Genomic DNA, 17,792 nt, shown 5'->3' on the forward strand with positions numbered 1-17,792 from the left:
GCGGCCGCGACGCGGGGGGCGAGGTCGCCGCCGCTGGGCGCGACGACCGCGCCGACCTGCGGCGGCCACTCCTGTACGGCGGCACAGTGGCCGCGCAGGAACAGCGGCGCGTCGAGCCGCTCGGCGGCGAGCGCGGCGACGATCACGGCCGGTCCGGTGGTCGCGTCGACGCCGACGGCGGGCCCGGGCGAGCCGAGTGCGCGCTGGACGGCCCGGACCGTGCGGTCGACGGCCGTGCGCAGGGCGGCGGGCGTGATCGGCTCCCCGTCGACGACGAGGGCGCCGGGGACTGCGCTCATATCGGGTCTCCCCCTTCGACTGACCGGTCCTCCTCGGCGTGCGCTGCTCCTTGGGGGCCCTCGGTCAGGAACAGCCTTCTGACGCCGGGCGGCACGTCGCCGTCGGCCACGGCGATCCGGACCAGCGCGATGCGCCCCGACGCCGCGGTCTCCCGCGCCCGGCGCAGGGCCGCGGGGATCGCGTCGAGGTCCGGCGAGACGGCCTCGCCGCCCAGGGCGCGGACGATGTCGTCGACGGGCATCGGGCGGGCGAAGCGGGTGAGTCCGGCGGGCGCGCCCACTTCGGTGCGCAGCAGCCGGGGCCAGCCGTAGCCCTGGTTGTCGAAGACGAGCAGGACCAGTCCGAGGCCGAGTTCGGCGGCGGTGGGCAGGGCGTCCAGGCCCATCTCGACGCCGCCGTCGCCGCACACCACGACGGTGGGGCGGCCCTGGGCGGCGAGGGCGACGCCGGGCGCCGCGGCCGTGCCGAAGCCGAGCATCGTCTGCTCGCCGGGGACGACGGTTCGCCCGCGCGGCCCGACCCGGTGGACGGGCCAGTGGTAGGACCAGATGTCGTTGAGGCCGTTGTCGTGGACGGTGACGGCGTCGGGGAGGATCTCGTCGAGCGCGTGCAGGGCGGTGCGCGCGGGCGAGGCCGCGCAGTCGCCTTCGGCGGTCCAGCTGAGCCAGGCCGTGCGCCGGGCGCGGGCCGCGCCGCGCAGCCAGTCGGTGCGCGCCGGGCTCCGCTCCGGCAGCAGCGCGGTCAGCCGGGACGCCGTCTGGGCGGCGTCGCCGAGGAGCGCGGCCGCGGGCTCGGCCATTCCCCCGCCGAACGCGGCCGGGTCGCAGTCGATCTGCACCAGGGCGACCTCGTCGAGGGTGTCCCAGCCCATCCGGGCGGTCTCCTCCAGTCGGCTGCCCACGGCGAGCACGGTGTCCGCTCCGCACTGGACGGTCTCCAGCGGCGGTGTGGCGTACAGCCCGACCGAGCCGCAGACCAGCGGATGGTCCTCCGGCACGGCGCCGCGCCCGGCCGCCGTCGTCATGACGGGCGCGCCCCAGCGCTCGGCCAGCGCGAGCGCCGCGGGGCCCGCTCCGGCCGCGCGGGCGCCGCCGCCGAGGAGCAGCAGCGGGCGCTCGGCCGCGGCCAGGACGCCTGCGGCGCGCCGCAGTTCGTCGTCGGCGGGCACGGAGCGCAGTCGCCGCACGGGCCCGCTGTACGGCTGGGCGCCGGCGACGCCCTCGGTGGCCTCGTGGGCGATCTCGACGACGCTCACTCCGGGCCGGCCGTTGACGGACATGTGCACGGCTCTGCGCAGCGCCCAGGTCAGCGCTCCCGCGTTCGGCACGCGTAGATACGTGGTGGTGAAGGCCGCGGCGAGGGCCGCCTGGTCGACGTCCTGGAAGCCGCCGCGTCCCAGCCCCTCGGCGGGGACGCGGGTGGTCACCACGATGAGCGGCGCGCACACCGAGTCGCCCTCGACCAGCGCGGTGACGGCGTCGCCGAACGGCGGTCCCGCGCCCAGCGCCAGGACGACGGGCTTGCCGGTGATCTGGGCGTGGCCGACCGCCATGCAGGCGCCGGCGCGGTGGGCCCGTACCCCGACCGCGCGCAGCTTGGGGTGCGCGTCGGCCGCGTCGAGCAGCCCGGGTTCGTCGGTGGGCAGGCCGAAGACGGTCTCGCAGCCGGCGTCGGCCAGGCAGTCGGCGGCCCGCTGCCACACATCGGCGCTCATGTCCGCACCGCCTCCCCGCGGGCGGCGCGGAGCAGCACGCTGTCCAGGCCGTCGAGCGCTCCGCCGAGCAGGCGTGCCTCGCTCGTCGTGGCGCCGTCCGGGCCGATCAGCGCCGCCGCCGCGAGCAGGGTCTCCTCGCCCGCCGCTCGTCCGTGCACGACCTCGCAGACCACCGCGGCGGGGACCGTGCCCGACTCGACCGCGGCCATGGCCCAGCGCAGCGCCGACTCGCCGGCGCCGCCGGGCGTCGCCAGGGCGTAGCAGGGGCCCTGCCAGGCGTGCTCGACGGTGAACCGGCCGAGCAGCAGGGACGGTTCGAGCGCCAGCGACACCGAGGGCCGCAGCCGCTGGGCGGTGTCCTCGCACTTCGCGGTGAACTCGGCGACGGCACGCAGGCAGTAGTCGGTCGCGGCGAGCACGATGGGCGCCTCGCGCGGCGGCTCCGGCTCGGCGACCAGCTCCGCGAGGACGCGGGCGACCAGTTGTACGGCGCCGGGGCCCGGGCGCCCGACGTCGGCGACCAGCGCCCGCGCGAACCCGGCGCGGGCCCCCGGCGGAATCGTCGTCGTCGTTGCGCTCACCGCAGCGGCCCGGTGATGACGGACTGCCGCAGTCCGGCCTCCGCCGACAGCAGCAGCGGCCGGCCGATCAGCCGCCCGTCGCGCCGGATGCTGCTGGCGTGCACGCCGTACCCGCCGAACGGCTGGTTGCCGTCCTCCGCGTCGAGCGTGGTGGCGTTGCGGCTGATGACGCCGGTGCCCAGGGTCTCGCCCGTCAGCCGGGGCTCGCCGAGCACGGAGACGTACATCCCCCGCTCCAGCTCCTCGGGGCTGCGGGCCCACTCGCGGAGCATCTCCGGGTCCTCGTACGGCACGATGCAGAAGACCGGCGAGAACAGCTCCGGCGGATGGAAGCCGGTCCCCTCGGGGAAGACCAGCAGCGACGGCTCGACCAGCATCCGGTCGGCGTCCACCTCGCCGCCGCTGACCACATGGTCGGCGTTCTCGGCGAGGAACTCGGCCGCGCCTTCCACGGCGTCGTCGTAGACCAGCGGGGTGAGCACGGTGTCGGGCCAGCTGCGCGCCCCGACGGTGAGGACGGACAGCTCGGCGCGCAGCTGCTCCACGATCGCGTCGAGGCGCAGCCGGTGCACGAAGACCACGTCCGGGCAGAGGCAGTCCTGGCCGGAGTTGTAGAGCCGGGCGCGCAGGATCGCGCGGCAGGCCGCGCCGGGGTCGGTGCGGGGGCCGACGATCAGCGGGTTGGGCCCGGAGCCCATGACGAGGAACAGCGGCCGGTCGCCGACGTCGTTCATCACGTCGTACGCGTTGGAGGGCTGCCCGGTGAAGACGACCGCGTCGGAGGCCGAGCAGACCGGCTTGAACTGCCGCTGGGAGACGTCGATCATCTTGATCCGCTGGGCGAGGTCCGGGTCGAGGCGGCTGCTGATCAGCTTGTGCACGGCGTAGGCGGTGTCCCGGATGCGCGCGGACGGCCGGATGACCACCTCGTCGCAGTACAGCGCGGGGATCAGGCCGAACAGGGCGTATGAGTAGAGGATGTTGTTCGACGGGAGGAACACCGAGAGCCGGGAGAGCTGGGGCGGGCAGTTGCGCGCCAGCTCCCAGGGCGCTCCCGTCAACGCCCCTATCGAGCGCAGCAGTTCGTCGCGGGCACTGCTGTAGGTGGCCACCCGGGTCAACTGCGCCAGCAGGTCGTCGCGGCAGCTCAGCAGGGCGGAGGCCGTCCTCATCGCCTTCTCGTGCGCGGCTTCGAGATTGGGCCAGGTACGGGTGAACGACTCCAGGACAGGCATGGACGGATGGCTCATCGAGCTGTCTCCTCGCGGCACGGGGCTGTCGGCGGGCCGACGGAACCGGTGGGCAGCCGAAAGGTCTCCAGCAGTTCTCGAGACCGTACGACTAATGTTCCTACGCTCTTGGCACTAGAGCGTGGAACTCATCCCGATGCAGCGATGACAGCCACAGTAGACAGAAGAAGGAATTCGTGTCCAGAGAAGAGAAGGAGAAGGAGAAGGAGCGGGTCGGCGAATTACTCTCAAGAGAAATACCCACGCGCTCGATTCCCGCTCGCGGCGCGATCGCCGACGTCCCTTCGGGGAGCGTGGATTCACCGGCTGTCGATTCCGCTTGTCCGGGCCGCCGACCGCTTCCAGGCGTCGAGCCGTACGGACTCCAGCGCGCCATGCTGCTGCGCGCCGACTACGACGCGGACGGCCATCCGACCCTCCACCGCTATCCGCCGGTCCATGAGCTGATCGAGCTGCACGGTCCGTTGGACCGCGAGGCGCTCGCGACGGCGGTCCGGCTGGCGACCGAGGACGTCGACGCGCTGCGCGGCCGGCTGCGGTCCTTCGGCGGCACGGTGCGCTGGGTTCCCGACGGCCGCCCTCCGGCGCGGCTGGAGGACGTGGCGCCGGGGACGCGGCTCGCGGTCGTCGCACGGTCGCTGCGCGCCCCCTCCTACCGGCCCTTCCATCTCCAAGAGGACCCGGCGGCGCGCTTCCTGCTCGCGCGGACCGGCGACGAGGAGCATCTGCTGCTGATCGCGCTGGACCACGCCTGCGCCGACGGGCGCACGCTGGTCCTGATCGTCCGCAGGCTGCTGCGCTGGTACTCCGCGCTGCGCGCGGGACCCGGCCCGGCCCCGGGCGCCCTGCCCTCCTTCCGCTCCTTCGCCGCGCGGTTCGCGGGCGCGACGGGCGAGCAGGCGGACGAGCAGGAGAGCGCCCGGAGGTACTGGCGGCGGGCGCTGGAGCTCGCGGCGGAGCCCGGCCGGCGGCCCTCGTTCCCCGGCGGCGGCTGGCAGCCGCTGCACGACCGCCGCACCGAGCGCCGTAGCGTGCGCGCGCTGAGCGACGCGGAGCTGGCCGGCGTACGGGAGAGCGCCGCGGCCCTCGGCGCCGACCGCCACCAGGTCTTCCTGGCCGCGACCGAGCTGGTCGTCTCCGCATGGTGCCCGCCCGAGGGCGGCGAGGCTCCTCGTTTCGTGCCGCTCAACTACTTCCGCAGCGGCCGCCACCGCAGGGACTGGCTCAATGTCCCGGGGCCGCTGGCCGAGCCCGCGGTGAGCGTGCGGTCGGAGCCCGGGGCCCGTGAGCTGGGAGCCTGGCTCAGCGCCTTCGTCGCCGCGAACACCGCGTCGCCGCCCTTCTTCGGGCATGCGCTGCGGGAGTTCGAGACGCCCGAGACCGAGGCGGACCGGCTGGTGCTGTTCAACTTCCTGCCGCCGCTGGGCCGGATGCGCGCCGAGGGCCTGCGGGTCGTGCCCTGCTCCGCCGAGCTGTCCGAGGCGCTGGAGCCCGAGGACGCCCGAAACCGGTTCGGTATCTACGTACGGCTGCTCCAGGACCTGGACGGGCCGCTGGTCCTCCATGTCGACCACGATCCGCGGGTGCTGCCCGACGGCGGCCCGTTCGCCGCGGCGCTCCTGGACCTCGTGCAGCTGGCCGGACGGCGGCCGCGGACCTCGCTGGACGAGGCGTGCCGCCGGGTCCGGGCGCACTGGGGGTGATCGACGCACCCGCAGGCAACCGTCGAGCCGCCCCGCGTACCGCACTCAGGCCATAGCGGCCGTGTTACTCCCGGAGGAAGCAGAGATGTTCAGAGAACTGCTCAAGTCGAAGATCCACCGCGCCACCGTCACCCACGCGGACCTGCACTACGTCGGGTCCATCACCGTCGACTGCGAACTGCTCGAGGCCGCCGGGCTGATCGCCGGCGAGAAGGTCGACGTCGTGGACGTCAACAACGGCGCCCGGCTGTCCACGTACGTCATCGAGGGCGAGCCGGGCTCCGGCGTCATCGGCGTCAACGGCGCGGCGGCCCGGCTGGTCTCCCCCGGCGACCTCGTGATCATCATCGGCTACGGCATGCTGCACGACTCCGAGCTGGCGGACCACCGCCCGCGGGTCGTCTTCGTCGACGGCGACAACCGGATCACCGGCGCCGGCGCGGATCTGACGGAGCCCGTCGCGGGCTCCTGGCGCGGCGAGTTCGTCCGCTGACCGATCCGGCGAGACCCCGAGGAGAGTGGCCCATGAGCAGCAGCACCGCGTCCGCGCAGGCCGGATCCCACCCCTGGTTCACGGACGGCGAGCACCCCGATCCCGCGTCGCTGCGGCTGCTCTCCGCCGCCGAGACCCATGAGCTGCTGCACCGGGAGCTGGCCGGGCTGAGCGTGCCGCTCGAAGGCCCGCTGCCGGCCCAGCCGTTCGTGGTGCCGCAGCGGTCGTACGACGAGCTGTTCGACGTCGCCCGTACGCTGCTGGCGCTGGTGCGACGGGCGGTGCTCGCGCTGGGCGGCGGGTGGCCCGAGCGGGCCGAGGCGCTCGGCGCGGAGCCCGGCGACTATCCGCTGCTGTCGGGGCTGGACCACACCGAGACCGAGTACTGCTCGATGATGGCCCGGCCCGACATCGTCATCGGCGAAAGAGGGCCGCAGCTGCTGGAGTTCAACGTCAGCGGCACCTTCGGCGGCCCGAACGAGACGCACGGTCTGAGCGCAGTGTGGCGGCGCACCCATAGCGAGCGGTTCTTCGGGCACGACCCGCTGGCCGCGCGGGTGCGGGCTTTCGAGGACGTGTGCGCGAGCCGGGGGCTGCCGAGGGCGATCGCGGTCGTCGGGAGCCTCGGGGATCTGCTCGACACCGCCGACGTCCGCTTCCAGGAGCTGGAGCTGGAGCAGTTCAGACGGCGGGGCTTCACCGCCGACTTCTTCGAGCCCGACGCCCTGACCGAGGCCCTCGGCCGGCCCGGAAGCCTGCGCTACCCGCTCGGCCTGCGCAACTTCGCCCCGGCCGACTGGAAGGAGCGCGGCATCAGCATGGAGCCCGTCCGCGACGCCCAGCGCTCTGGAATGCTCCTCCTCCCGCCGCAGAGCAGCGGGCTCCTCGCCAACAAGAAGGCCCTCGCCCTCGTCTCCGAGGGCCGCCCCTGGATGACCCGCGCCGAACGCCGCATCGCCGACCGGCACCTGCCCTGGACCCGTATCACCCTGCCCGGGCGCACCGCCTGGCGCGGCGAGGAGCACGAGCTGGTGCGACTGGTGCTCGACCGGCCCGAACGGTTCGTGCTGAAGAAGGCCATCGGGATGATGGGCCGAGAGGTCCTGGTGGGCCGCCACACCGAGCCCGTCGACTGGCAGCGAGCTGTCCAGGCCGCGTTCGTCAGCGGCGACAGCGTCGTCCAGGAGTACGTCGAGGCCGCGACCTGCCCGCTCGAACTCACCGACGGCCAGAGCCTCTACACCGCGCAGGTCGCCCCCGTGCTCAGCCCCATGCTCTTCGGCGACCGGCCCGGCGGCTGCATGGCGCGCTACTACGCGGCCAAGCCGGCGGCCGGCGGAGTGGTCAGCGTCAGCGCCTATGGCGCCTCCGAGAACGCGGTGCTGACCTGGGCCTGAGGCCTGGACTCCAGTTGTCCTCAAGACCGTCCGGCTAACGTGCAGCGGCCGTCCGCATCGTTCGACGGGAGCGCGTCTATGCGTGAGTCACCGCGGAACTGGCCGCTGCTCAGACTGGCCCTGTCCCTGTTCGCCCTCAGGCTCGGCGCGACCATGACGGCCGTCGGGCTGCCCCTGCTGGTGCTCAAGGAGTACGGCTCGGGGGTGCAGGCCGCGCTCACGCTCGCCCTGGAGCTGCTGCCGAACGTGCTGTTCGGAGCGGTCGTCGGGGATCTCGTGGACCGCGGGGACCCGCGCCGCTACGCGATGGGCGGCGCGCTCGGCGGCGCGCTGGTGATCCCTCTGCTGCCGGCCGCGGACGCGCTGTGGCAGATCCAGCTGCTGGCGGTGGCCTCCGGCGTCGCGTACGCCTTCGGGGTGCCGGCCCGGATGTCGCTGCGCACGGTGGCCGTGCCCGCGGGGGCCGAGCTGCGCGGGAACGCGCTGCTGGTCTCGGCGCAGCGGCTGCCGAACCTCATCGGGCCCGCGGTCGCCGGCCTGCTCGTGCCGTTCGGGATGTCGCTGCTGTTCTTCACGGACGCGGCCTTCGCTCTCCTCGCCGCGCTGCTGTTGATCGGCATGCCCGCGCCGCCGCCCGTCGCGGCCGACGACGCGGGGCCCACAGCGCCCGCCGCGGCCGGGGGCGGCCGGCGGTCGGCGCTGGCTCTCACGCTGCGCCGGATGTTCGTCGACAATGTGCGGGAGCTGACGCGGCTCGTCACGAAGGACCGTTTCCTCGCGGTGATGACGCTCACTTCCTTCACTTATATGTTCGGCTTTGGAATCAGCAAGCTCTTCCTTCCGCTCTACGCACTCAATCATTACGACAGCGTTCCCGGAATGTTCGGCTATCTCGCCGCCGGAATTGGGCTCGGCGCCTCGCTCGGGGGTTTTCTCGCCGCCGCGTTCGGACGGTTTCGCCAGGGCGCCGTCTATATGACGGTGAACGTGGTCGAGGGAGTCTGCTGGCTGATGCTTCCGCTGCTGGACCATCCGGCGCCGGCCATCGCCGTGCTCGTGCTGGCGGGCGCGTTCGAGGCCGTCGGCACGGTCGTGTTCTACGCCGAGGTGCAGAGCCGGCTCGCGGCCCGGATGACCGGACGCTACTTCGCGCTGCTGATCCCGCTCTGCGACGCCTTCCTCGTGCTCGGGGTCTGGGCGTCGGGGGCGCTGACCGGCTTCGGCGAGCTGAGCCTGGCCGCCCTGATCGCCGTGGCGATGGCCGGTCCCGCGCTGATGCTCGCGCCCGGGCTGCTCGGCGGCAGAAGGCCGCCGCCGGAGCGGAAGACGCCCGTCGCCGCCCCCGCCGCCGTATCCGCCGAGGAGTGAGCCGATGGACACCGCCCCCCAGGAACGCCTCGGCGCGCCCGCGGCCGCCGCGCTGCCGGGCGTCGAGCCGTACGGTCTGCAGCGGGAGATGCTGCTGCGCGCCGAGTACGGCCCCGACGGCTCGCCGATCGCGCACCGCTATCCGCCGGTCCATGAACTGCTGGTGCTGCGCGGCCCGTTGGAGGCGGAGCTGCTGGCGCGGGCGGCCCGCGAGGTCCTGGCGGACGTGGACGTGCTGCGCGGCCGGCTCCGCTCGTACGACGGCACGGTGCGCTGGGTCCCCGACCGCGGGCGGCCGCCCGCCCGGCTCGCGGAGATCGCGCCGGGCCCGGCGCGCCAGGTGATCCGCACGGTGCTGCGGCAGGCCGCCGAGGAGTCCTTCCACCTCCAGGAGGATCCGGCGGCACGGCTGCTGCTGGCGCGCACCGGGACCGAGGAGCATCTGCTGCTGATCGCCCTCGACCACGCCTGCGCCGACGGCCGCACTCTGGTGCTGATCATCCGTCATCTGCTGCGCCGGTACGCGCTGCTGAAGGGCGAGCGGACCACGCTGCCCGCTCCCTTCCCCGCCTTCCATGACTTCGCCCGACGCTTCGCCGAGGGCTCGGCGGACCGCGCCGCGGCACGGACGTACTGGGCCCAGGCGCTGAAGCGGGCGGCGGATCCGCGCCGACGGCCGGTCTTCCCTGGCGCGGACAGCGGCCTTCGTCCTCCGTACAGCACCGACGCCGCCGCCCAGACGCCTCTGGGCGCGCAGGACCTCGACACGATCAACGCCCTCGCGTCGGCCGTCGACGCGGACCGCCACCGGCTGCTGCTGGCCGTCACCCAGCTGACCCTCTCCGCGTGGAGCGACGCTGCCGACCCGCGCTTCGTGCCGGTCAACTACTTCCGCAACGGCCGCCACCGCCGCGACTGGCTCAATGTCCCGGGCCCGCTCGCCGAGCACGCGGTGACCGTTCCGCCAGCCCGGACGGCGGACCGGCTGCGCGACTGGCTGGCGGGCTTCGTACAGGCCAACGCGGCGTCGCCGCCGCTGTACGGGCTGTCGCTGCGCGAGCTGGAGACGCCCGAGAGCGAGGCCAACCGGATCGCCGTCTTCAACTTCCTGCCGCCGCTCGGCCGGCTGAAGGCCGCAGGGCTGCGGATCCTGCCCCCGCCGCCCGAGCTCGCCGCGGAGATGGAGCCCGAGGACCAGACCGCCCGTTTCCCGCTGCGGGTGCGCCTGGTCCAGGACATGGACGCCCCGCTCGTCTTCCGCGTCGAGCACGATCCGCGCGTCCTGCCGGACGGCGCGCCGTTCATCGCCGCTGCCCTCGGCCTGGTCGAGGCCGCGTCCGCCCGGCCTGAGCTGCCGCTGGCCGAGGCGTACCGGCTGATCCGCCGCCACTTCACCTAGCGCCCGTGCCCTGTCCGGACCGCTCTTCCCCCACGTTTTCCCTTGCCGCTGCAGAGTCAGGAGTCAGCCGGAGATGAACAGCACCGAGACCACCGACCAGTCTCAGCACACCGCCGCCACCGCGCCCGCCTCGGCGGTCCCCGCCCTCGCCCGCTACTGGGAGACGGTGGGCCGGGCCGTGCGCGCCCTGCACGAACAGCGCTCCCTGCCCGGCGACTTCCCCCCCGGCGCGGAGCTTCCGCCGCTCGACGACGCCGTGCGCCGCTATCTGGAGGCGTCCGAGGCCGCCGTCGTGCGCCTCGCCGACTACCGCGACACCCGGATGCACCTTCTGGACCTGCGGCGCAATCCCGGCGCCCGGACCACGAAGACCTTCGGCTCGCTGCTGATGGTGGCCCGCGCGGTGGCCTACATCCGGCGCACCGAGGAGCCGGTCACCCTGCTCACGCCCTCGTCCGGCAACAAGGCGACCGCGTTGCGCGACGCGGTGCTGCGCGCCCACCGCGCCGGGCTCGCCGACCGCGACCAGCTGCGCATCGTCAGCGTGGTGCCGGAGCGCTCGCGGGCCAAGCTCTGGGACTCGCCGCTCAGCTCCGACCCCGAGCTGCGCCGCCGCAACCCCGTCATCGCCTATCCGGGTGCGGACCCCGCGGGCGTCAAGGAGCTCGCCCGCTCCTACTACGACGAGCACGCCGACATGCTGCGCACCCGGTACGGCAGCGCCCTGTGGTACACCCTCGACCTGGGCAACTACCAGGCCGCCGACAGCGTGCGCGCCCTGCTCGAAGAGGACCTGCTGCCCCCGCCGCCGCAGGGCGGACGCGTGCACGCGCACGCCGTCTCCAGCGCGTTCGGGCTGCTCGGCCACCACTACGGGACCTCGCTCACCCGCGCCGGCGCCGCGGCCGTCCCGCCGCGCTACTTCCTCGTACAGCATCTGAGCACCCCCGACATGGTGCTGGACCTGGTGCACGGCGACGCCTCCCGCGAGCGGATGCCCCGCTACGCCCTGGACCCGGCGACCGGGCTGTACCACCAGAGCGCCGACCCCCGCTTCCCGGGCGCCACGCACCATCCGATGGAGGTCGTCGACCCGACGTTCTACACCCGCACTCCGGCGACCAGCCGGGTCATGACCCCGATGATCAAGGCGAACGGCGGCGGCGGGATCGTCGTCTCCCTGCACGAGTGCCTCAGCCGCTACGCGCGGATCCGCGAGCTGCTCCGCCCCTCGGGCGTCGAGCTTCCGCACGACCCGCGCCTGCTGCGCGAGTGGTCCCTCGTCATGGTCTTCACCGGTGTGATGGAGGCCGTCGACCGGGGGCTCATGACCGAGCCCGAGGTGCTGGTGCACGGCTCGGGGTCGTACGCGGAGACGGACTTCTCCCCGATACCCGCCCATCGGCTGCACTCGGCGGGCGATGTCCACGCGATGCACCCGGTCGTCAGCCGCGCCATGGGCCCCGCCTCCTCGCACCGCGGACGGCGGCCATGACCAGTGCGGCGCCACGCCAGGCGGCCCGGACAGGGCACCCCTGGTTCGTCGACGAGGACCGGCCCGAGCCGTCGAGTCTGCGCACCGCGTCGCCGGGCGAGGTGGCGGAGCTGCTGCGGGAGCGGCTGGCGGGGCTGAGCGTGTCGCTTCCCGGGCCGTGGCTGCCTGCGCAGCCCTTCGTCCTGCCGCGCGCCTCGTACGACGAGCTGTTCGACGTCGCCCGCACGCTGCTGGCGCTGGTGCGCCGCGCGGTGCTCGCGCTGGGCGGCGGCTGGCCCGAGCGGGCCAGGGCGCTGGGCGCCGATCTCGGCGACTATCCGCTGCTGTCGGGGCAGGACCACACGGAGACCGAGTACTGCTCGATGATGGCCCGGCCCGACATCGTCATCGGCGAGGACGGGCCGCAGCTGCTGGAGTTCAACGTCAGCGGCACCTTCGGCGGCCCCAACGAGACGACGGGGCTCGCGGCCGTCTGGGAGCACACGCACAGCGAGCGGTTCTTCGGGCACGACCCGCTGGCCGCGCGGGTGCGGGCTTTCGAGGACGTGTGCGCGAGCCGCCGGCTGCCGAGGGCCGTCGCGGTCGTCGGCAGTCTGGGCGACCTCCAGGACGACGCGGACATCCGCTTCCAGGAGCTGGAGCTGGAGCAGTTCCGCCGCCGGGGCTTCACCGCCGACTTCTTCGAGCCCGACGCCTTGACCGAGGCGCTCGGCCGGCCCGGAAGCCTGCGCTACCCGCTCGGTCTGCGCAACTTCGCCCCGGCCGACTGGAGGGACAGGGGCATCAGCATGGAGCCCGTCCGCGACGCCCAGCGCTCAGGAATGCTCCTCCTCCCGCCCCAGAGCAGCGGACTCCTCGCCAACAAGAAGGCCCTCGCTCTCGTCTCCGAGGGCCGCCCCTGGATGACCCGCGCAGAACGCCGCCTCGCCGACCGGCATCTGCCGTGGACCCGGATCACCCTGCGCGGCCGCACCGCGTGGCGCGGCGAGGAGCACGAGCTGGTGCGGCTGACGGTGGAGCGGAGGGAGGAGTTCGTGTTGAAGAAGGCGATCGGGATGATGGGCCGGGAGGTCCTGGTGGGCCGCCACACCGAGCCCGCCGACTGGCAGCGAGCCGTCGAGGCCGCGTTCGCCCGTCGTGACAGCGTCGTCCAGGAGTACGTCGAGGCCGCGACCTGCCCCCTCGAACTCACCGACGGCCAGAGCGTCTTCACCGCACATGTCGCCCCCGTGCTCAGCCCCATGCTCTTCGGCGACCGGCCCGGCGGCTGCTGGGCCCGGTTCCTCGCCGACGAGGAGGGGCACGCCGCCTCGCGCGGCGTGGTCAGCGTCGGCGGGGCGGGCGCCGCCGAGAACGCCGTGCTGACCTGGGCCGAGGAGGCGCGGCGATGAGCCGGCGACCGGAGCGGCCCACGCTCGTGGTCGTCGGCACCGGTTCCCTGGCCCGTGCCGTCTGCGTCGCGCTGGCCCGCGTCCCGGCGGCGCAGGGTCCCGACCAGGTGCACGTCCTGGGGCGCGACAGCCGGCGGGCCTCCTCCGTCTGCTATCTGGCGGGGGCGGAGGCGGCGCTCAGCCGGGTGACGCGCCAGTTCACCGCGGGAGAGCTCGACCCCGACGACGCGGCGCTGCGGGAGAGGCTGGCGGCGCTGCGGCCGACCACGGTCCTGGTGTGCGCCTCGTGGCACTCGCCCTGGGAGCGCGACCGTGCGCCGTCCGCCTGGACGAGGCTGCTGGACCGGTGCGGGTTCGCCGTGACGCTGCCGCTCCAGGCGGCCGTGACGCTCCGCGTCGGGCGGGCGCTCGAGCAGATCGGCTCCCGGGCGCAGTTGGTCAACGCCTGCTACCCGGACGCGGTCAATCCGCTGCTGTACCGGCTCGGGCTGCCCGTGGTGTGCGGGGTCGGGAACGGAATGCTGGTCACCGCGTCCGTGCGGGCCGCGCTCGGCCCCACGGCCCGGCGCGGGCTGCGGGTGCTGGCCCACCACCGGCATCTGCACCGGCCCGACCGTGCGGAGGACGAGGCCAGGGTCTGGCTGGGCGGCCATGAGCTGGGCGGAGTGGGGCAGTTGCTGGCCGAGCAGCGTGCGGTGCCGCGCGAGGCGCTCAACCCGGTGACCGCGCACACCGCGGCCCGGCTGATCACCGCGCTGCACGGCGGGCCCGAGCTGCGCGCCGCCGTGCCGGGGCCGCAGGGGCTGCCGGGCGGCTACCCCGCCAAGGTCGCCGAGGGCCGGGTCGAGCTCGACCTGCCGCGCTCTCTGCCGCTGTCCGCGGCCATCGCCTACAACGAGCGGCTCACCCTCGCCGAGGGCGTGCGCGTCGATCCGGTCGGCGACGTACACTTCTCGCCTTCCGTGCGGGAGGCGCTCCGGCCTCATCTGCCGCAGCTGAGCGAGGGGTTCGCGGGGGCGAGGACGGCATGGGCGGCGGAGCAGATGCAGTACGCGGCGCAGGTCCTGCGGCGTAGGGAGGATCCGGCGGACGCGGTGCACGCACACGGAGAGGGTGCGACCGCGTCTGGGCGCGGACACGGCGAGGAGGGGACGCGGAGATGAGCGACGGGCTGCTGGCGGGCCGGCGGATTCTGGTGACGGGGGTGCTCAACCGGTCCTCGCTGGCCTTCCACACCGCCGCGCTCGCCCAGGCCGAGGGGGCGACGGTGATCCTCACGGCTCCGGGCGCCACCGCCTCGCACACCCGGCGCGCGGCGGCCCGGCTGCCCGTGCCGGCCCCGGTGGTGGAGCTGGACGTGACCTCGCCGGGGGATCTTCAGAGGCTGGCCGAGCGGCTGCGGGAGCACACCGACGGGCTCGACGGCGTTGTGCACGCCATCGCGTACGCGCCCGCCGAGGCGCTGGGCGGCGGCTTCCTCACCGCCGGCTGGCCGCACGTGGCACAGGCGGTGCAGACCTCCGCGTACTCGCTGAAGTCGCTGACGGTCGCGGCCCTTCCGCTGCTCGGCCAGGGGTCCTCGGTCGTCGGGCTGGACTTCGACGCGTCGGTGGCCTGGCCGGACTACGACTGGATGGGCGTCGCCAAGGCGGCGCTGGAGTCGACGTCCCGTTATCTCGCGCGGGACCTCGGACCGCGCGGCGTCACGGTGAACCTGGTGGCGGCGGGCCCCGTCCGCACGCTCGCGGCCCGGGGCGTCCCCGGGGCCGAGGAGTTCGAGAAGCTGTGGGCCGAACGCGCGCCGCTCGGCTGGGACTCCACCGACCCGGAACCGGTGGCCCGGGCCTGTGTGGCGCTGCTCTCCGGCTGGTTCCCCCGCACGACCGGAGAGATCGTGCACGTGGACGGCGGTTTCCACGCTATGGGCGGGTAGGCGGCGGGAGCGTGCCCCGCGGCCTCTTCAGCGGGCCCGCAGGGCGCGCTCCACGCCGACCCCCGCTCCGACGCCCGCCCGCACCGGCTCGGGCTGGATCTCCAGTTCGAGGGCGGACTCCAGCATCGCGCGCTGGAGGTGCTGGAGCCGCGGCGACGGGTCGAGTCCCAGCTCCTGGGAGAGCACCGAGCGCAGCCGCTGGTACACCTCCAGGGCGTTGCCGCGCCTGCCGGAGCGGTAGAGCGCGAGCATCAGCTGCCCTTGGGTGTCCTCGTGCATCGGGTGCTGCGCGGCGAGACCGGACAGCTCGCCCACCAGCTCGTGGTGGCGGCCGAGCCGCAGATCGGCCTCGATGCGCTGGTTGAGGATGCTCAGACGGGACTCCTCGAGGCGGGTGGCCTCGATCTCCAGCAGGGCGCCGCACTGCACGTCGACGAGCGCGGGGCCGCGCCAGAGCGAGAGCGCCCTGCGGAAGGCGTCGGACGCCACCGCGCAGTTGCCGCTCTCCAGCGCGCGATGGCCGGTCCCGGCGAGGCGTTCGTACTCGCTGACGTCGACGACGCCGCCCTGGGTGTCGAGCAGATAGCCGCCCGACTCGGTGACGAGGATGCTCTTCGCGCCGTTGGGCAGCTCCGGCCGGCGGGCCGGGCCGATGGCGGCGGCGATCAGGTTGCGCAGTTGGAGGATGTACGTCTGCAGAGTGGTCTGCACGCTGCGGGGCGGGGCTTCGCCCCATAGCTCCTCCACCAGCGAGCCCACGGAGACGACTTGGTCCGGGTGCATGGCGAGCAGGGCGAGGACCTTGCGTGGCTTGACTGCGGTGGGGACGACGGAAACCCCCGACTGGACGACCCGGCACGGCCCCAGCACGCTGATGTCCATATCCGCTACTCCCTTCGAGGTGTACAGGCTCAAGCGATCGGATGTGGTGCGAGGTGACGCAGCTCCGCCGCCAGCAGGGCCGGCAGCGCCGCGTCGCGGACGAAGAAGTGGCCGCCGGGGACAGTCCGCAGATCGAAGGCGACACTGGTGTAGCGGCGCCATGCGGCGACCGCCGGGACGGTGGCGACGAGGTCCTCGCTGCCCGCGAAGCCGTACAGCGGCAGGGGCAGGCGTTCGCCCGACCCCTCCCGCAGACTCCGTGCGAGCTGAAGGTCGTCGCGCAGGGTGGAGAGCAGGATGCTCAGCCACTTGGGCCGCTCGAAGAGGTACGGCGGCAGTGTGCCGTATCGGGCCAGCGCGGCCAGCAGGGACTCGTCGGGCTGATCGGACTGCTCGACGAGCGGGGTGGGCAGATGGGGCGCGGCGCACGCGCCGACGCCGACCAGCACGGGCGGTCGCGCACCGCCGCGAGCGCGGTGGAGGGCGAACCGGTAGGCGACCAGCGCGCCGAGGCTGTGCCCGTAGAAGGCGTACGGCCGGTCCAGCAACGGGCCCAGATGGGCGTCGAGTTCGGCGAGCAGCTGGTCGGCCTCGGTGATGCGCGGCTCGCGCAGTCGGGTCTCGCGGCCCGGCAGCCGTACCGGCAGCACCTGTACCTCCGCCGGGAAGCGCGGCCGCCAACGGGCGAACGCCAGGGCCCCGGCTCCCGCGTGGTGGAAGCAGAACAGCCGCAGGGCCGGCTCGGGCAACTCCTGGATCTCCGGCGACACCGCGAGATACTGGTTCACGCCGCCTCCTCACACCGCACCGGTCTCGACTACGCGGGCCCCGATCGTCACGACCACCGCTGGAAGGCCGCTTGATCGGAGGTGGAGTGCGGTGGAACGGCGGTGCGGGGCGTGCGGTCAGCCGGTCAGCTCACCGTCGCCGTCGAAGCGCACGGGTCCGCTCCACGCCTCCATGGCTTCCTCGCCGCGGAGGATCGCCTGGTGAAGCCGCTGAATACGGGGAGAAGGCTCAAGACCCAGTTCCTCGACCAGAGTCTCACGGAGTCGCTTGTACGCGATCAGGGCATCGGAAGAGCGGCCGTCCGCGCAGTAGGCGAGCAGTTGCAGGGCCCGCAGGCTCTCGTGGAGCGGATAGCGCTCGCACAGGGCGCACAGCTCGCCGAGCACTTCACGGTGCCGTCCCAGCCGCAGGTCCGCGCCGATGCGCCGCTCCACGGCGCCCACCCGGCTCTCCTCCAGCCGGGTCACCTCGATGCCGAGGTGCCGGCCGTGGGGCACGTCCGCCAGGGCCGGGCCGCGCCACAGCCGCAGGGCGGCGGAGAGGCTGCCGGAGGCGGCGGCCATGTCGCCGACCTCGAAGGCGGTGTGGCCGGCCCGGGTGAGCCGGTCGAACTCCAGCGCGTCGACGTCGGCGGGCTCGACGTCCAGCAGATAGCCGCCGTGCCGGGTGACCAGGACGTCCTTGTCCCACACTCCGTCGCCCTCCGGGAGCGCCGAGCGCAGTCGGCGCCGCAGCTGGAGGATGTACGTCTGGAGCGTGGTGGGCGCGCTGCGCGGCGGGCCCGCTCCCCACAGCTCTTCCATGAGGACCGGGACGGGCACGATGTGCTGCGCGTTCAGGGCGAGGAGGGCGAGGATCTGCCGCGGCTTGGAGGCGCTCGGCAGCACCGGGACGCCCACGGCCTCGCCGTGGAGGGTTCCCAGTACGTCGATGCGCACGCGGCGCCCCCTGTGTGGCATGGCTGTTTCCTCACCCGGTCCGCCGGCTCCCTCGGCTGAGGGGACCGTTGACGAAGCCTCGCACGCCGGACCTCACGGAGACAGTGAGCGCTTCACGACCTCGATATGTGGATCACTGAGTCCCCGACCGTGAATTCT

General features: G+C 73.9%; 16 protein-coding genes. 9 read left to right on the forward strand and 7 right to left on the reverse strand.

Features of this window, described 5'->3' with window-relative positions:
• The 4 genes from AB0M39_RS27900 to AB0M39_RS27915 form a co-directional block, all read right to left on the reverse strand.
• Positions 1–299: hypothetical protein (locus tag AB0M39_RS27900; protein WP_365368676.1), on the reverse strand; the 299-nt coding region annotated here is incomplete at its 3' end.
• The gene (locus AB0M39_RS27905) at positions 296–2,014 is read right to left on the reverse strand and encodes a thiamine pyrophosphate-binding protein (protein WP_365368677.1); all 1,719 of its coding nucleotides are present in this window, start codon (positions 2,012–2,014) and stop codon (positions 296–298) included. The genes AB0M39_RS27900 and AB0M39_RS27905, both read right to left, overlap by 4 nt.
• Positions 2,011–2,595: a hypothetical protein gene (locus tag AB0M39_RS27910; RefSeq protein ID WP_365368678.1), complete on the reverse strand. Its 585-nt coding sequence runs from the start codon at positions 2,593–2,595 to the stop codon at positions 2,011–2,013. Before AB0M39_RS27910 ends, AB0M39_RS27905 begins: the two co-directional genes overlap by 4 nt.
• The gene (locus AB0M39_RS27915; RefSeq protein ID WP_365368679.1) at positions 2,592–3,845 is read right to left on the reverse strand and encodes an aldehyde dehydrogenase family protein; all 1,254 of its coding nucleotides are present in this window, start codon (positions 3,843–3,845) and stop codon (positions 2,592–2,594) included. The genes AB0M39_RS27910 and AB0M39_RS27915 overlap by 4 nt, the downstream gene beginning before the upstream one ends.
• A gap of 374 nt (positions 3,846–4,219) precedes the next feature.
• Between AB0M39_RS27915 and AB0M39_RS27920 the strand changes: the two genes are divergently transcribed.
• From AB0M39_RS27920 to fabI, 9 genes are all read left to right on the forward strand, one after another.
• The gene (locus AB0M39_RS27920) at positions 4,220–5,548 is read left to right on the forward strand and encodes a condensation domain-containing protein (RefSeq protein WP_365368680.1); all 1,329 of its coding nucleotides are present in this window, start codon (positions 4,220–4,222) and stop codon (positions 5,546–5,548) included.
• 85 nt (positions 5,549–5,633) lie between these two features.
• Positions 5,634–6,041, forward strand: a complete 408-nt coding sequence (gene panD, locus AB0M39_RS27925; protein WP_365368681.1) for an aspartate 1-decarboxylase — start codon at positions 5,634–5,636, stop codon at positions 6,039–6,041.
• 32 nt (positions 6,042–6,073) lie between these two features.
• Entirely contained in the window at positions 6,074–7,438 is a 1,365-nt protein-coding gene (locus tag AB0M39_RS27930; protein WP_365368682.1) for a hypothetical protein, read from the forward strand.
• A 78-nt stretch (positions 7,439–7,516) separates the two neighbouring features.
• Positions 7,517–8,806 (forward strand): MFS transporter, encoded by a 1,290-nt coding sequence (locus AB0M39_RS27935; RefSeq protein ID WP_365368683.1) that lies wholly within the window; start codon positions 7,517–7,519, stop codon positions 8,804–8,806.
• A 4-nt stretch (positions 8,807–8,810) separates the two neighbouring features.
• Positions 8,811–10,205, forward strand: coding sequence for a condensation domain-containing protein (locus tag AB0M39_RS27940; protein ID WP_365368684.1), 1,395 nt, complete (start codon positions 8,811–8,813; stop codon positions 10,203–10,205).
• A gap of 73 nt (positions 10,206–10,278) precedes the next feature.
• Positions 10,279–11,700, forward strand: a complete 1,422-nt coding sequence (locus tag AB0M39_RS27945; RefSeq protein WP_365368685.1) for a DUF6002 family protein — start codon at positions 10,279–10,281, stop codon at positions 11,698–11,700.
• Complete coding sequence (locus AB0M39_RS27950) at positions 11,697–13,091, forward strand: hypothetical protein (RefSeq protein ID WP_365368686.1); 1,395 nt, start codon at positions 11,697–11,699, stop codon at positions 13,089–13,091. The genes AB0M39_RS27945 and AB0M39_RS27950 overlap by 4 nt, the downstream gene beginning before the upstream one ends.
• Entirely contained in the window at positions 13,088–14,254 is a 1,167-nt protein-coding gene (locus tag AB0M39_RS27955) for a hypothetical protein (RefSeq protein WP_365368687.1), read from the forward strand. The genes AB0M39_RS27950 and AB0M39_RS27955 overlap by 4 nt, the downstream gene beginning before the upstream one ends.
• Positions 14,251–15,024 carry an enoyl-ACP reductase FabI gene (fabI, locus tag AB0M39_RS27960; protein WP_365368688.1) on the forward strand — a complete coding sequence of 258 codons (774 nt, stop codon included), beginning with the start codon at positions 14,251–14,253 and terminating at the stop codon, positions 15,022–15,024. Before AB0M39_RS27955 ends, fabI begins: the two co-directional genes overlap by 4 nt.
• A gap of 27 nt (positions 15,025–15,051) precedes the next feature.
• Here fabI and AB0M39_RS27965 read toward each other — a convergent pair whose 3' ends face one another.
• The 3 genes from AB0M39_RS27965 to AB0M39_RS27975 form a co-directional block, all read right to left on the reverse strand.
• Positions 15,052–15,906, reverse strand: coding sequence for an AfsR/SARP family transcriptional regulator (locus AB0M39_RS27965; RefSeq protein ID WP_365368689.1), 855 nt, complete (start codon positions 15,904–15,906; stop codon positions 15,052–15,054).
• A gap of 29 nt (positions 15,907–15,935) precedes the next feature.
• A complete protein-coding gene (locus AB0M39_RS27970) occupies positions 15,936–16,694 on the reverse strand; it encodes a thioesterase domain-containing protein (RefSeq protein WP_365368690.1) in 759 nt (252 codons plus the stop codon).
• A gap of 117 nt (positions 16,695–16,811) precedes the next feature.
• Positions 16,812–17,633 carry an AfsR/SARP family transcriptional regulator gene (locus AB0M39_RS27975; RefSeq protein ID WP_365368691.1) on the reverse strand — a complete coding sequence of 274 codons (822 nt, stop codon included), beginning with the start codon at positions 17,631–17,633 and terminating at the stop codon, positions 16,812–16,814.
• Positions 17,634–17,792 lie beyond the last annotated feature (159 nt).

The sequence above is a fragment of the Streptomyces sp. NPDC051907 genome, from assembly GCF_040681075.1.
Classification (GTDB): Bacteria; Actinomycetota; Actinomycetes; order Streptomycetales; family Streptomycetaceae; genus Streptomyces.

What these genes read in the sequence shown, in the direction of transcription:
- AB0M39_RS27965 (WP_365368689.1), bottom strand. Translation starts at nt 15,906, where the DNA reads ATGGACATCAGCGTGCTGGGGCCGTGCCGGGTCGTCCAGTCGGGGGTT.
- AB0M39_RS27955 (WP_365368687.1), top strand. Translation starts at nt 13,088, where the DNA reads ATGAGCCGGCGACCGGAGCGGCCCACGCTCGTGGTCGTCGGCACCGGT.
- fabI (WP_365368688.1), top strand. Translation starts at nt 14,251, where the DNA reads ATGAGCGACGGGCTGCTGGCGGGCCGGCGGATTCTGGTGACGGGGGTG.
- panD (WP_365368681.1), top strand. Translation starts at nt 5,634, where the DNA reads ATGTTCAGAGAACTGCTCAAGTCGAAGATCCACCGCGCCACCGTCACC.
- AB0M39_RS27920 (WP_365368680.1), top strand. Translation starts at nt 4,220, where the DNA reads ATGCTGCTGCGCGCCGACTACGACGCGGACGGCCATCCGACCCTCCAC.
- AB0M39_RS27950 (WP_365368686.1), top strand. Translation starts at nt 11,697, where the DNA reads ATGACCAGTGCGGCGCCACGCCAGGCGGCCCGGACAGGGCACCCCTGG.
- AB0M39_RS27930 (WP_365368682.1), top strand. Translation starts at nt 6,074, where the DNA reads ATGAGCAGCAGCACCGCGTCCGCGCAGGCCGGATCCCACCCCTGGTTC.
- AB0M39_RS27905 (WP_365368677.1), bottom strand. Translation starts at nt 2,014, where the DNA reads ATGAGCGCCGATGTGTGGCAGCGGGCCGCCGACTGCCTGGCCGACGCC.
- AB0M39_RS27935 (WP_365368683.1), top strand. Translation starts at nt 7,517, where the DNA reads ATGCGTGAGTCACCGCGGAACTGGCCGCTGCTCAGACTGGCCCTGTCC.
- AB0M39_RS27915 (WP_365368679.1), bottom strand. Translation starts at nt 3,845, where the DNA reads ATGAGCCATCCGTCCATGCCTGTCCTGGAGTCGTTCACCCGTACCTGG.
- AB0M39_RS27945 (WP_365368685.1), top strand. Translation starts at nt 10,279, where the DNA reads ATGAACAGCACCGAGACCACCGACCAGTCTCAGCACACCGCCGCCACC.
- AB0M39_RS27940 (WP_365368684.1), top strand. Translation starts at nt 8,811, where the DNA reads ATGGACACCGCCCCCCAGGAACGCCTCGGCGCGCCCGCGGCCGCCGCG.